General features: G+C 72.8%; 9 protein-coding genes and 2 pseudogenes. 3 read left to right on the forward strand and 8 right to left on the reverse strand.

Annotation, left to right across the window (positions count from 1 at the left end; all coding sequences use genetic code 11):
• From BHU15_RS35420 to BHU15_RS35430, 3 genes and pseudogenes are all read right to left on the reverse strand, one after another.
• Window positions 1–353, reverse strand: a pseudogene (locus tag BHU15_RS35420) (SWIM zinc finger family protein); the annotation flags it as partial.
• Window positions 350–3,319 (reverse strand): SCO1167/SCO6262 family helicase, encoded by a 2,970-nt coding sequence (locus tag BHU15_RS35425; RefSeq protein WP_079128606.1) that lies wholly within the window; start codon window positions 3,317–3,319, stop codon window positions 350–352. The gene BHU15_RS35425 and the pseudogene BHU15_RS35420, both read right to left, overlap by 4 nt.
• A 169-nt stretch (window positions 3,320–3,488) precedes the next feature.
• On the reverse strand, window positions 3,489–3,953 hold the full coding sequence (locus BHU15_RS35430) for a DoxX family protein (protein ID WP_069630871.1): 465 nt from the start codon (window positions 3,951–3,953) through the stop codon (window positions 3,489–3,491).
• A 143-nt stretch (window positions 3,954–4,096) separates the two neighbouring features.
• Here BHU15_RS35430 and BHU15_RS35435 point away from each other — a divergent pair, with 143 nt between their 5' ends.
• The gene (locus tag BHU15_RS35435) at window positions 4,097–4,453 is read left to right on the forward strand and encodes a DUF6343 family protein (protein ID WP_368483235.1); all 357 of its coding nucleotides are present in this window, start codon (window positions 4,097–4,099) and stop codon (window positions 4,451–4,453) included.
• Here the strand turns inward: BHU15_RS35435 and BHU15_RS35440 are convergent.
• The 4 genes from BHU15_RS35440 to rpsA all read right to left on the reverse strand — a co-directional run bounded on the left by BHU15_RS35440 (window position 4,398) and on the right by rpsA (window position 8,269).
• Window positions 4,398–4,787, reverse strand: coding sequence for a tetratricopeptide repeat protein (locus tag BHU15_RS35440; protein WP_069630872.1), 390 nt, complete (start codon window positions 4,785–4,787; stop codon window positions 4,398–4,400). The two genes, BHU15_RS35435 and BHU15_RS35440, sit on opposite strands and share 56 nt — an antisense overlap.
• 79 nt (window positions 4,788–4,866) lie before the next feature.
• Window positions 4,867–5,472: a dephospho-CoA kinase gene (gene coaE, locus BHU15_RS35445; protein WP_069630873.1), complete on the reverse strand. Its 606-nt coding sequence runs from the start codon at window positions 5,470–5,472 to the stop codon at window positions 4,867–4,869.
• Between the two features lie 84 nt (window positions 5,473–5,556).
• Window positions 5,557–6,495, reverse strand: coding sequence for a PAC2 family protein (locus BHU15_RS35450; RefSeq protein WP_079128607.1), 939 nt, complete (start codon window positions 6,493–6,495; stop codon window positions 5,557–5,559).
• A gap of 250 nt (window positions 6,496–6,745) precedes the next feature.
• Window positions 6,746–8,269 carry a 30S ribosomal protein S1 gene (gene rpsA, locus BHU15_RS35455; RefSeq protein WP_023542473.1) on the reverse strand — a complete coding sequence of 508 codons (1,524 nt, stop codon included), beginning with the start codon at window positions 8,267–8,269 and terminating at the stop codon, window positions 6,746–6,748.
• A 391-nt stretch (window positions 8,270–8,660) separates the two neighbouring features.
• Here rpsA and BHU15_RS35460 point away from each other — a divergent pair, with 391 nt between their 5' ends.
• Complete coding sequence (locus BHU15_RS35460; RefSeq protein WP_069630875.1) at window positions 8,661–9,476, forward strand: class I SAM-dependent methyltransferase; 816 nt, start codon at window positions 8,661–8,663, stop codon at window positions 9,474–9,476.
• A 4-nt stretch (window positions 9,477–9,480) separates the two neighbouring features.
• Window positions 9,481–12,012, forward strand: a complete 2,532-nt coding sequence (hrpB, locus tag BHU15_RS35465; RefSeq protein ID WP_069630876.1) for an ATP-dependent helicase HrpB — start codon at window positions 9,481–9,483, stop codon at window positions 12,010–12,012.
• Between the two features lie 74 nt (window positions 12,013–12,086).
• Here hrpB and BHU15_RS40610 read toward each other — a convergent pair.
• Window positions 12,087–12,570: pseudogene (locus BHU15_RS40610) on the reverse strand (lytic transglycosylase); the annotation flags it as partial.

Below are 12,570 nucleotides of genomic sequence, written 5' to 3' on the forward strand. Positions count from 1 at the left end.
GCGGCGATGTGGTCCGGGCGGGCCGCCGCCGCGTCGAGGAGGTCTTCCCAGTCGCCGTCGCCGAGGGTGCGCAGACGGATCTCCGTACGGTACGGGCGCGGCCGGGAGCCGTGCACGTACGCCATGACGCGGCCGGGCGTGACCGTGATCGCGTCCACGTGCCCGCCGCTCGCGTAGGCGCGCCCGCGCCGCAGCCGGGCCGGGTCCAGGGCCACGTCCTCCATCGACTCCACCCAGGCGTTGCCCCACCAGCTGGCGGCGAAGTCCCCTTCGTCCGCAGCGCCCGGCCGGGACGGCAGGGCGGGGAACGTACGGCGGCGGTCGTCGTGCCGGGACGCGCGCGGTGCGCTCATGTGGGCCTCCGCAGCGACACCAGATCGGCCAGTTCGCGGTCGGTCAGCTCCGTGAGGGCCCCTTCGCCCGAGCCCAGTACGGCATCGGCCAGCGCGCGTTTGGCGGCGAGCATGTCCGCGATGCGGTCCTCGACGGTGCCTTCCGCGATCAGCCGGTGGACCTGTACGGGCCGGGTCTGGCCGATGCGGTAGGCGCGGTCCGTGGCCTGCTCCTCGACGGCCGGATTCCACCAGCGGTCGTAGTGCACGACATGGCCGGCCCGGGTGAGATTGAGGCCGGTGCCCGCGGCCTTGAGCGACAGCAGGAAGACGGGGATCTCGCCGGACTGGAACCGGTCCACCCTCCGCTCGCGCTCCGCCACGGGCGTGCCGCCGTGCAGGAGTTGGGAGGGGATCGCGCGGGCGGTGAGGTGCGCGGAGAGGAGCCGCGCCATCGACACGTACTGCGTGAAGACCAGGACCGAGCCGTCCTCGGTCAGGATCGTGTCGAGCAGTTCGTCGAGGAGGGCGAGCTTCCCGGACCGGCCGGCGAGTCTGGCCGACTCCTCCTTCAGATACTGCGCCGGGTGGTTGCAGATCTGTTTGAGCGCGGTGAGCAGCTTCATGACCAGGCCGCGCCGTGCGATGCCTTCCGCCGCCTCGATGGCGGCCATCGTCTCGCGGACGACGGCCTCGTAGAGGGAGGCCTGTTCGCGGGTGAGCGGCACCGGATGGTCGCTCTCCGTCTTCGGCGGCAGCTCGGGCACGATGCCGGGGTCGGACTTCTTGCGGCGCAGCAGGAAGGGGCGGACCAGCCGGGAGAGCCGCTCCACCGCCTCGTCGCTCGCGGCGGTGCCCGCCGACCCCGCGTGTTCCACGTTCTCCACGATGCGCGCGTGACGGGCGCGGAAGGACTTGAGCGGGCCGAGGAGGCCGGGGGTCGTCCAGTCGAGGAGCGCCCACAGCTCGGAGAGGTTGTTCTCCACGGGGGTGCCGGTCAGGGCGACACGGGCGGGGGCCGGGATCGTGCGCAGCGCCTTGGCGGTGGAGGAGAACGGGTTCTTGACGTGCTGCGCCTCGTCGGCGACGGCCATCCCCCAGGTGTACGCGGCCAGTTCGGGCGCGCTGCCGCGCATCGTGCCGTACGTGGTCAGGACGAAGCCGTCGCTCACGCCGTCCAGGGTGCGGCCGGAGCCGTGGAAGCGGTGGACGGGGACGCCGGGCGCGAAGCGGGTGATCTCGCGCTGCCAGTTGCCGAGGAGGGAGGCCGGGCAGACGACGAGCGTGGGGGCCGGGCGGGCGCGGTGCAGATGGAGCGCGATGACGGTGATCGTCTTGCCGAGGCCCATGTCGTCGGCGAGACAGCCGCCGAGACCGAGCGAGGTCATCAGGTCGAGCCAGGCCAGGCCGCGCAGTTGGTAGTCGCGCAGGGTGGCGTCCAGGGCGGCGGGCTGCGGGACGGCCGCCGGGCCGGAGACGAGCCGGTCGCGCAGGACCGCCAGCGCGCCGGTCGGGACGGCTTCGACGCTCTCGCCGTCGACCTCGGCGGTGCCGGTGAGGGCGACGGCCAGCGCGTCGACGGGGTCGAGCAGGCCCAGCTCCCGTTTACGTGCCTTCCTTACGAGGCTGGGGTCGATCACCACCCATTGGTCGCGCAGCCGCACGATCGGCCGGTGCGACTCGGCGAGCGCGTCCATCTCGGCCTCGCTGAGAGGGTCGCCGTCGAGCGCCAACTGCCAGTTGAACTTGAGCAGTTCCTCGCTGTCGAAGAACGGTGTGCCGTCCGTGGCCGAGCCGGGCGCGGGGCGTACGACGGCGGCGGCCGTGAGCGTACGGGCCAGCTCCCTCGGCCAGTGGACGGCCACCCCGGCGGCGGCGAGGCTCGCGGCTCCCGGGCCGAGCAGTTCGTACAGCTCGTCCTCGGAGAGCGGCAGTACGGCGGGCACGTCCTGCTCCAGCAGCCGGGCGAGGGGCGGCCAGACGCGGGCGGCGCGGCGCAGCGCCAGCAGGGCGTCGATCCGGGCGCGCGGCCCGAAGAGTTCGTCGCCGTCGCCCGCCCAGAGCCGGCCCGCGTCCATGACGAGCGTCGGGTCGGCGAGGCTGTGGATCTGTACGAGGGCGGCCCCGGCGCGCCGCTCCGCACCGGACTCCCCCGGCGTCTCCTGCGGGGCCGGTGAGTCGAACAGTTCGTACGCGGACAGGTCGAGGCGCAGCGAGACGCGCACCCCGGCGTCCATCCCGGCCGCCGCCTCGGCCGCCCACGAGCGGGCGCCGGGCAGATGCTGCGCGGTGGGCGCGGCGAAGGGCGCCCCCGCGGCGAACGCGGCGGCGGGCGTACGGGGCAGGGCGTCGGCGACCGCGTCGAGGAAGGCCCGCACGAGCGCCTCGGGCTCGGGCAGCCGTGGCGGGAGCTGGCCGGGCAGCGGGACGGCGTGGGCCTCGTAGGGCATGGCGGCGGCGACGGCCCGCAGCTGGGCGATGTCGTCGGCGTCGAGCGGTCCGGCCCGCCACGCGTCGTGGTCGGACGCGGTGAGGCCGGGCAGCAGCCGTCCCCGGGCCGCCAGGTGCAGCGCGTGCAGGGCGGCGGCGCCCCAGCAGCCGGCGGAGGGGTGGGCCGAGGCGTCGGAGCGGGCGCGGACCAGCAGGGGCAGGGCGTCGGTGACGGGCAGCAGAACGGCGGACACGAGGCGCGTACGGACGCCGGCGCCGGGTTCCTCCGTGCCCGGACGATCGGTGCCGTCCCCGTCGGCCGGGGCCACGACCGTCAGATCGCTCGTGTCGAAGTCACCCCCGTCGGGCGGCGCCCCCTCCGGGGCCCAGAACGCGACACGTCCGTCACGGGGCAGCCCGGCGGGCAGGAACACCACGGCGCAGCGCGCCAGCGGCGTCGAGGCGGCGCCCCTGCCGGGGCCCGCACCAGCGGCCGAGGGCTCTGCCGACGAGGCGCGCAGAGCGGCGAGCGCGTCGTTCAGCGCGTGTCGCGCCATGTCACCGACTCCCTTCGCCCAGGTCGCGTACCTGCGAGTACCTGCGAGATCTTGTTACTCGGCGAGTCTAGGCGGGGGGTCTGACAGTGCCCCGGTCATGCCTGAAGACCGGATCCCCTCACAGCGGGGGGATCCGGTCTTCAGGCGCGACGGAGCGGGAGCCCACGGATCAGAACCGGCGGCGTACCAGGGCGACGAGTTCGACGGTCTTGTGCCACCGCACCCGGGCGACCACCGCGAACAGAACCAGGAAGATCACCGGCGTCAGCGCGTTCTCGCCGTCGAACACGGTCATCTGCGTGATGAAGGCGCCGATCATCAGGCCGATGAGCGCGATCGCCGACACCCCCGAGAGGATCGGGATCACCAGCGCGACGGCCCCCGCCAGCTCAAGGGCGCCCGTGAGGTACATGAACCAGTCGCCGAAGCCGATCGTGTCGAACGACTCGGCCGCGACCGAGTGGCCGATCAGCTTGGGCCCCGCGCTCGGTATCGCCAGGAACAGTGCCAGGACGATCTGGAGCGTACGGACCGCGATGTCCGTGCGGCGCGACGGCCCGGCCTGAGCCGTGACACCGGCGGTGGATCCGGAAGCGGAAGCGGTCCGCGCGCGGGTGGTCGTAGCCTCGGACATAGGGGGTCTCCTCCGTTGTGCACGTGGTGTGTCTTTCAAGGAGGTAGACACCCGCCCCGCCCGGAACTCATCGCTCTCGGGACGGCCGGTTCGTGGGAGTTTCCCGTCGGACCGGGTACATGACTGTCAGGAGGTGCGATGCCATGCGCACCGGAAACGAACCGCTCACCGCGCGCAGCCCGCTGCGGATGCGCTGGTGGCTGAGCGTCTGGGGCCTGATCTGGACGGCCTTCGGCACGGTCGCGTTCGCTTTCGCCGGCCGGCCGGGCTGGGCGATCGCCTGCGGGGTGCTGCTGCTGATCGTCGCCACCGACTTCGTGCTGGTCGTCCGCCATATGCGGCAGGGCTCGCGCTTCCAGCCGGGGCGTGACGTACCGCCGTACGAAGAGCGCGGTCACCGGCACGGCGGCGCCGGGGACGAGCGTCGGGACGGCGACGACCGGGTCAGTCGTCGGAGCCGGGAGCGGATCCCGGATCGGAGTCGAAGCGGGCCGCCTTGACGTACTCGGGCTTGGGGTCGAGCGCCGCCGCCAGTCTGAAGTGCTTCGTCGCCTGCTCGGGCCGCCCCGCCCGCTCGTAGGTACGGGCCAAGGCGAAATGCGCGAACGCGTTGTCCGGCTCGCGCTCCAGGACCAGCTCGAACTCCAGCTCGGCGGGCCGTAGTTGGGCCGCCGCGAAGAAAGCGCGGGCGCGCAGCAGCCGGGCGGCCGTGTTCTCGGGATGTGCCGCGATCACCGAGTCCAGCAGCTTGACCGCGCCGCGCGGATCCCGCGCGGCCAGCAACTGCTCCGCCGCGCGAAAGTCGATGACGTGGGTCTCCGGGCTCTCGGGCACGGTCCGATCCTTCCCCTCGTTCGGCGCTTTCAACGTCGCACAGACCGGCGGTATTCCATAACGGGTGCCGGGGAGCGCGTCACCCGTCGGCGGCGGCCCGCTCGACCAGTCGCTCCCAGACCGCGCGGACCTGCGGCTCCAGCTTCTCCAGCGGCCCGTCGTTGTCGATGACCAGATCGGCCGCGGCGGTGCGCCGCTCGCGCGTGGCCTGGGCCGCCATCCGGGACCTGGCCTCGGACTCGGCCATGCCACGCAGCCGTACGAGCCGGTCGAGCTGGGTCCCGGGCGACGCGTCCACGACGACGACCATGTCGTAGAGCCCGGTCAGCTCGCTCTCCACCAGGAGGGGCACGTCGTGGACGACGATGTCCTCCTCCCCCGCCGCGCTCTCCAGCTCCACCGAACGCGCCCGGACCAGGGGATGGACGATGGCGTTCAGCGTGGCCCGCTTGTCGTCGTCGGCGAAGACGAGCGCACCGAGCTTCGGCCGGTCGAGCCGCCCGTCCGCGGTGAGGACGCCCGGCCCGAAGGCGTCGACAACGGCGTCGAGCCCGGGAGTCCCGGGCTCGACGACCTCTCTGGCGATCTTGTCCGCGTCCACCAGCACCGCGCCGTACGAGACGAGCAGTCGGGAGACTTCACTCTTTCCGGCACCGATCCCGCCGGTCAGGCCCACTTTCAACATGTCCCGCAGCTTAGAGCGTGGACCCGGCGGCTTACGAGACCTGACCTCTTGAGAGAGCAGCGGGACGCGCGACCGCCGGAGCGCCTACGCGTCGCCCTCACGCTCGGCGAGGAACCTCTCGAACTCGCGCCCGATCTCGTCCGCCGACGGCAGTTCCACCGGCTCCGCCACCAGATTGCCTCTGCTCTCGGCGCCGGCCACCGCGTCGTACTGATGCTCAAGGCCCTGCACCATCGTCACCAGCTCCTCGTCCCCCTCGCTCAGCTGGCGCTCGATCTCGGTCTGGGTGCGCTGCGCCTCCGTACGGAGGGCGTGCGCGACGCCCGGCAGGACGAGCCCCGTCGCCGCGGTGATCGCCTCAAGGGCGGTCAGCGCCGCGTCCGGGTACGAGGACCGCGCCACGTAGTGCGGGACGTGCGCGGCCACACCGAGGACGTCGTGGCCCGCCTCCATCAGCCGGTACTCGACGAGCGCTTCCGCGCTGCCGGGCACCTGTGCCTCGTCGAAGGGGCTGCGATGGCCCGGCATCAGGTCGGTGCGGTTGCCGTGCGGGGTGATGCCGACGGGGCGGGTGTGCGGTACGCCCATGGGGATGCCGTGGAAGTTGACGGCCAGCCGTACGCCGAGGCGCTCGACGACCTGGCTCACGGCCGCCGCGAAGCGCTCCCACTCCACGTCCGGCTCGGGACCCGACAGCAGCAGGAACGGGGCGCCCGTGGCGTCCTGGACGAGCCGCACCTCCAGCGTCGGCGTCTCGTAGCTCGACCAGCGGTCGCGCTTGAACGTCAGCAAGGGGCGACGGGCCCGGTAGTCGACCAGCCTGTCGTGGTCGAAGCGCGCCACCACCTGGTTCGGCAGCGATTCGAGCAGGTTCTCGACGATCTGGTCGCCGGTCTCCCCCGCGTCGATGTAGCCCTCGAAGTGGTAGAGCATGACAAGGCCCGCGGACTCCTGCGCGAGCGCCATGTCGACGACTGCCAGGCCCTTGGGCTCCCACTCGTACAAATCCTGCGGATCAAGCACGATTACCGGTCCTCCTCGTGTTCCTCAGGAAGAACGCACCCTGGTGCGTGAGCATTCCCCGCCCGCGCGTCCCGCATCCGGTCGTCGTGGGTCCGGCGCCGGGCGTACGAGCGGCAAGAAGCCGACAGCGTACGGCACTTGGCGCCACGGCCTTCTCCGCCCGCCTCGTGCGGGCATGCGTGAGGCCCGCTCCCCGAGGGGAACGGGCCTCACGTCAGGCTGTCCTGCGACCGGCTAGGGGGTCAGAGCGTCAGCTCTGGCCACCGGCCAGCTTCTCGCGCAGCGCGGCCAGGGCCTCGTCCGACGCCAGGGCGCCGGAGTTGTCCTGGGACTCCGAGGAGTACGAACCGCCGCCGCCACCGCCACCGCTGCCACCGGAGGCGGCGGGAGCCGCGCCGGCCGGGGCGGCAGCGCCCTCGGCAGCGGCGGCCTCGTCGGCCTCGCGGGACTTGATGACCTGAGCCTGGTGCTGCTCGAAGCGGGTCTGCGCCTCGGCGTACTGGGTCTCCCACACCTCGCGCTGAGCCTCGAAGCCCTCGAGCCAGTCGTTGGTCTCGGGGTCGAAGCCCTCGGGGTAGATGTAGTTGCCCTGGTCGTCGTACGAGGCAGCCATGCCGTACAGCGTCGGGTCGAACTCGACCGAGGCCGGGTCCCCGCCGAACGCCTCGTTGGCCTGCTTCAGCGAGAGGCTGATGCGACGGCGCTCAAGGTCGATGTCGATGACCTTGACGAAGATCTCGTCGTTGACCTGGACGACCTGCTCCGGGATCTCCACGTGGCGCTCGGCCAGCTCGGAGATGTGGACCAGACCCTCGATGCCCTCGTCGACGCGGACGAACGCGCCGAACGGAACGAGCTTGGTGACCTTGCCGGGAACGACCTGGCCGATCTGGTGCGTCCGGGCGAACTGCTGCCACGGGTCTTCCTGCGTCGCCTTGAGCGACAGGGAGACACGCTCGCGGTCCATGTCCACGTCGAGAACCTCGACGGTGACTTCCTGGCCGACCTCGACAACCTCGGAGGGGTGGTCGATGTGCTTCCAGGAGAGCTCGGAGACGTGCACGAGACCGTCGACACCGCCGAGGTCCACGAACGCGCCGAAGTTGACGATCGAGGAGACGACGCCGGAGCGGACCTGGCCCTTCTGCAGGGTCGTGAGGAAGGTCTGGCGAACCTCGCTCTGCGTCTGCTCCAGCCAGGCACGGCGGGACAGGACCACGTTGTTGCGGTTCTTGTCCAGCTCGATGATCTTGGCTTCGAGCTCCTTGCCCACGTAGGGCTGGAGGTCGCGGACGCGGCGCATCTCGACGAGAGAGGCCGGCAGGAAGCCACGGAGGCCGATGTCGAGGATGAGTCCACCCTTGACGACCTCGATGACGGTGCCGGTGACGATGCCGTCTTCTTCCTTGATCTTCTCGATCGTGCCCCAGGCGCGCTCGTACTGCGCGCGCTTCTTGGACAGGATGAGACGGCCTTCCTTGTCCTCCTTCTGGAGAACCAGGGCCTCGATCTCATCGCCCACGGCGACGACCTCGTTGGGGTCGACGTCGTGCTTGATCGAAAGCTCGCGGGAGGGGATGACGCCTTCGGTCTTGTAACCGATGTCGAGCAGGACCTCGTCCCGGTCGACCTTCACGATGACGCCGTCGACGATGTCGCCGTCGTTGAAGTACTTGATCGTCTCGTCGATCGCGGCGAGGAATGCTTCCTCGTTACCGATGTCGTTGACCGCAACCTGCGGGGTGGTGGCGGTGGTCTCGGTGCTGCTCGTCATGTGGGTAAAGGCTCCGGTACGGACATTGAGTCGTAGGTACTGCCACGCCGAGAGCCCGTATCGCCATCCGCCGGAAGTCCGGACAGCCGAGCGAGCGCCAATTCCCGAGGGGGAGAAGGCGCCTCGACAGCCGAGGGGACCTACAACAGATGCGAGCGCGGCCTGCTACGTCTGAGGCGCGCAAGCCCGCAGCGCAACCTTTAGCATACGGGGGCAGCCGGACACGGTCAATGCGCGAAGGCGCACACCCGGGGCGGAACGCCCCATACCCGGCACAACAAGCGTTTCATGAGGCCACGAGGCCCACACCGGAACCCGCGCCGTCACCGGCCGGTCACCGCGCGGGCACGGGAACGTGTACGCCTCTCCGCACACTACGACGACGGACACGATGAGCCAAGAGCAGGCAGAGCGGTACGAGCCGGAAGCCACCCGGCGGGAGAGCGACGGCGCCGAGAGCAGCCGCGCCAACCGGGGCTGGTGGAACAGCAACGCGGACGACTACCAGATCGAGCACGGCACCTTCCTCGGCGACGACCGGTTCGTCTGGGGCCCGGAGGGCCTGGACGAGGTGGAGGCGGAGCTGCTGGGGCCGCCCGAGTCCCTCAAGGGCCTCGACATCCTGGAGATCGGCGCGGGCGCGGCGCAGTGCTCACGCTGGCTGACCGGGCAGGGCGCGCGCCCGGTGGCGCTCGACCTCTCCCACCGGCAGCTCCAGCACGCCCTGCGCATCGGCGACGACGTGCCTCTTGTGGAGGCGGACGCCGGCGCGCTGCCGTTCCGCGACGGTTCCTTCGACCTGGCGTGCTCCGCGTACGGCGCGATCCCCTTCGTCGCCGATCCGGTACGGGTGTTCCGCGAGGTACGGCGGGTGCTGCGCCCCGGCGGGCGGTGGGTCTTCTCGGTGACGCACCCGATCCGCTGGGCGTTCCCCGACGAGCCGGGGCCCGAGGGCCTGTCGGTGTCCGCGTCGTACTTCGACCGCACGCCCTATGTGGAACAGGACGACGAGGGGCGCGCGGTGTACGTGGAACACCACCGGACGGTGGGCGACCGCGTACGGGACGTGGTGGCGGGCGGTTTCCGCCTCGTCGACCTGGTGGAACCGGAGTGGCCGGCCTGGAACACCCAGGACTGGGGCGGCTGGTCGCCGTTGCGCGGGAAACTGATCCCGGGTTCGGCGATCTTCGTCTGCGTACGAGACTGAGGGTGTGATCCGCGACGACGTCCTCGGCGCCCTGCCCGTACGCACCGCCCTGCCCGCGCTGGAGGCGGCCCTCGACGGGCCGGGGTGCGCCGTGCTGTGCGCGCCGCCCGGCACGGGCAAGACGACGCTGGTGCCGCTGGTGCTGGCCGGGCTCGTTCGGCCCGGCGGTGCCGCTCCGGGGCCACGGCGGCGGGTGATCGTCGCCGAGCCGCGCCGGATCGCCGCGCGCGCGGCGGCCCGGCGGATGGCGTGGCTGCTCGGCGAGCGGGTCGGCGCGAGCGTCGGCTTCACGGTGCGCGGGGAGCGCCTGGTGGGGCCCGACACGGTGGTGGAGGTGGTGACCACCGGCGTACTGCTCCAGCGGCTCCAGCGCGACCAGGAACTCGGCGGCGTCGACGTGGTGATCATCGACGAGTGCCACGAACGGCATCTGGACGCCGACACCGTGGCGGCCTTCCTGCTGGACGTACGGGCCACGCTCCGGCCCGAGCTGCGTCTGGTGGCCGCGTCCGCCACGACCGACGCCGAGGGGTGGGCACGGCTGCTGGGGGACGCGCCGGTAGTAGAGGCGCGCGGGGTCACGCATCCTTTGGATGTCGTGTGGGCGCCGCCTCCGCGGCCGGTGCGTCCGCCGCACGGGATGCGGGTCGATCCGGCGCTGCTGACGCATGTGGCCTCCGTGGTGAGGCGGGCGCTGGCCGAACGCGCGGGCGATGTGCTGGTGTTCCTGCCGGGCGTCGGCGAGATCGGCCGGGTGGCGGGCCAGTTGGGGAGCGCCGGCGCGCTCGGCGCGGAGGTCCTTCAGGTGCACGGCCGGGCCCCGGCGGAGGTGCAGGACGCGGTGCTCGCCGGGTCGGGGGACGGCGGGCGCCGGGTCGTACTGGCGACGTCGGTGGCGGAGTCCAGCCTGACCGTGCCGGGGGTGCGGGTCGTCGTCGACTCCGGGCTGGCTCGTGAGCCGCGTACGGACCACGCGCGGGGGCTGAGCGCGCTGACGACGGTGCGGGGCTCGCAGGCGACCGCGCGGCAGCGCGCGGGACGTGCGGGGCGCGAGGCGCCGGGCGTGGTGTACCGGTGCTGGGACGAGGCGCAGGACGCGCGGCTGGCGCGGTTCCCCGCGCCGGAGATCAAGGTCGCCGATCTGGCGGCGTTCGCCCTTCAGGCGGCGTGCTGGGGCGACCCGGACGCCGCGGGCCTCGCGCTGCTCGACGCGCCGCCCGCGGGGGCGCTGGCCGCCGCGCGGACGGTGCTGGCCGCGATCGGCGCGGTGGACGCGGCGGGCCGGGTGACCGACCGGGGCGTACGCATGTCACGCCTCGGCGTGCACCCCCGCCTCGCCCGCGCCCTGCTCGACGGCGCCGCCGAGGTCGGCGCGCGCCGGGCGGCGGAGGTGGTGGCGCTGCTGAGCGAGGAGCCGCCGAGGGGGTACGGGGACGACCTGGCGGGCGCGTGGCGTACGGCGAAGCGCGGCGGCGACGGGTACGCGGCGCGCTGGCGGCAGGAGTCGCGGAGGCTGGCGTCGGCCCTGCCGGGTGGCGTCGGCGCCGCCGGTCGGGGGGAGTTGACGGATGACGCCGTCGCCGGGGTCGTCGCCGCGTACGCGTTTCCCGAGCGGGTGGCGCGGGCCCGTGGCGGCGGTGCGTTCCTGATGGTGTCCGGGACCGGCGCCGAACTCGGCGACGGGTCCGGGCTGCGGGACGCGCCGTGGCTGGCCGTCGCCGTCGCCGACCGGCCCGCGACGGCCGCGTCGGCGCGGGTACGGCTCGCGGCCGTCGTCGACGAGGACACCGCGCGCACCGCCGCCGCGCATCTGCTCGTGACCGGCGAGGAGGTGCGCTGGGAGGACGGTGACGTGGTCGCCAGGCAGGTACGGCGCCTGGGCGCGGTCGAGCTGTCCGTACGGCCCCTGCGGGGGCCCGACCCGGCCCTCGTACGGGCGGCGCTGCTGGACGGTCTGCGGCGCGAGGGTCCCGGCGCCCTGCTGCGCTGGACGCGCGACACACAGGCCCTGCGGGAGCGACTGGCCTTTCTGCACCGGGCGTTGGGCGCGCCGTGGCCGGACGTCTCGGACGCCGCGCTGCTCGACGCGGCGGACGGCTGGCTGGAGCCGGAGCTGTCGAAGGCCCGGCGCCGCGCGGATCTGGCGCGCGTCGAGGCGGGCCAGGCGCTGCGCCGGCTGCTGCCGTGGTCGTCGGGCCTGGCGGGGCGGCTGGACGAACTGGCGCCCGAGCGGATCCAGGTGCCGAGCGGGTCGCGCGTACGCGTCGACTACGGCGGTGAGCAGCCCGTACTGGCCGTGAAACTCCAGGAGTTGTTCGGCCTGACGGCGACACCGACCGTGGCGGGCGTACCGGTGCTGGTCCATCTCCTCTCCCCCGCCGGCCGCCCGACCGCCGTCACGGCGGACCTGGCGTCCTTCTGGCGCGACGGCTACCGCGCCGTGCGAGCGGAACTGCGCGGCCGCTACCCCCGCCACCCCTGGCCGGAGGACCCGACCCGGGCCCCGGCGACCCGCCGCCTGAACGAACGCCGCTAGCGGGCCTGACGCGACGCCGCCCCCGCGTCCCTGAGGACGCGGGGGCGGCGTACGCGTGCGGAACACCGGAGGTGCTACGCCTCCGGGGCGGTGACCTTCAGTTCGATCGTGACCTTCGCGCCGCCCGCCGTCTCGATGCGGAGCAGGAACGTGCCCGTCGCGTCGTCCGCGAAGATCTTCGGGAGGACCAGCAGGCCCTGGGCGTCCGTCTTCAGGCCCGTCAGGGCACGCAGCGGCTTGCCGGCCGCGTCCTTGAAGTACGGGCCCTTGTCCGCCGCCGACGCGTCGTCCGCGGACTTGATCATCGTGGCCCTGACCGCCACACCGGGCGCGATCACACCGTTGTTGGTGGCCTTGACCTGGATGCTGTCGGCGAACTCGCCGCCCGGCGCCGCCGTCATCTCCTTGTCGCTGGTCCTGGCGACCGCGTCCGCCTGGCGCTCGGTGACCGTCGCGGTGAAGTCGACGGCCGGGACCGTACGGCCCACGACATCCGCCCGCACCGTGAAGTCGCCGGTCTTCTCGCCCGCCCGGAGCGCGGGCGAGAAGACCGGCGAC

Source organism: Streptomyces niveus, assembly GCF_001723055.1.
GTDB lineage: Bacteria > Actinomycetota > Actinomycetes > Streptomycetales > Streptomycetaceae > Streptomyces > Streptomyces niveus.

Bases quoted from the DNA above. Each gene is read 5' to 3' on its own strand.
- BHU15_RS35435 (WP_368483235.1), top strand. From the start codon at position 4,097: ATGCGCACCGGAAACGAACCGCTCACCGCGCGCAGCCCGCTGCGGATG.
- BHU15_RS35430 (WP_069630871.1), bottom strand. From the start codon at position 3,953: ATGTCCGAGGCTACGACCACCCGCGCGCGGACCGCTTCCGCTTCCGGA.
- BHU15_RS35425 (WP_079128606.1), bottom strand. From the start codon at position 3,319: ATGGCGCGACACGCGCTGAACGACGCGCTCGCCGCTCTGCGCGCCTCG.
- BHU15_RS35460 (WP_069630875.1), top strand. From the start codon at position 8,661: ATGAGCCAAGAGCAGGCAGAGCGGTACGAGCCGGAAGCCACCCGGCGG.
- rpsA (WP_023542473.1), bottom strand. From the start codon at position 8,269: ATGACGAGCAGCACCGAGACCACCGCCACCACCCCGCAGGTTGCGGTC.
- coaE (WP_069630873.1), bottom strand. From the start codon at position 5,472: ATGTTGAAAGTGGGCCTGACCGGCGGGATCGGTGCCGGAAAGAGTGAA.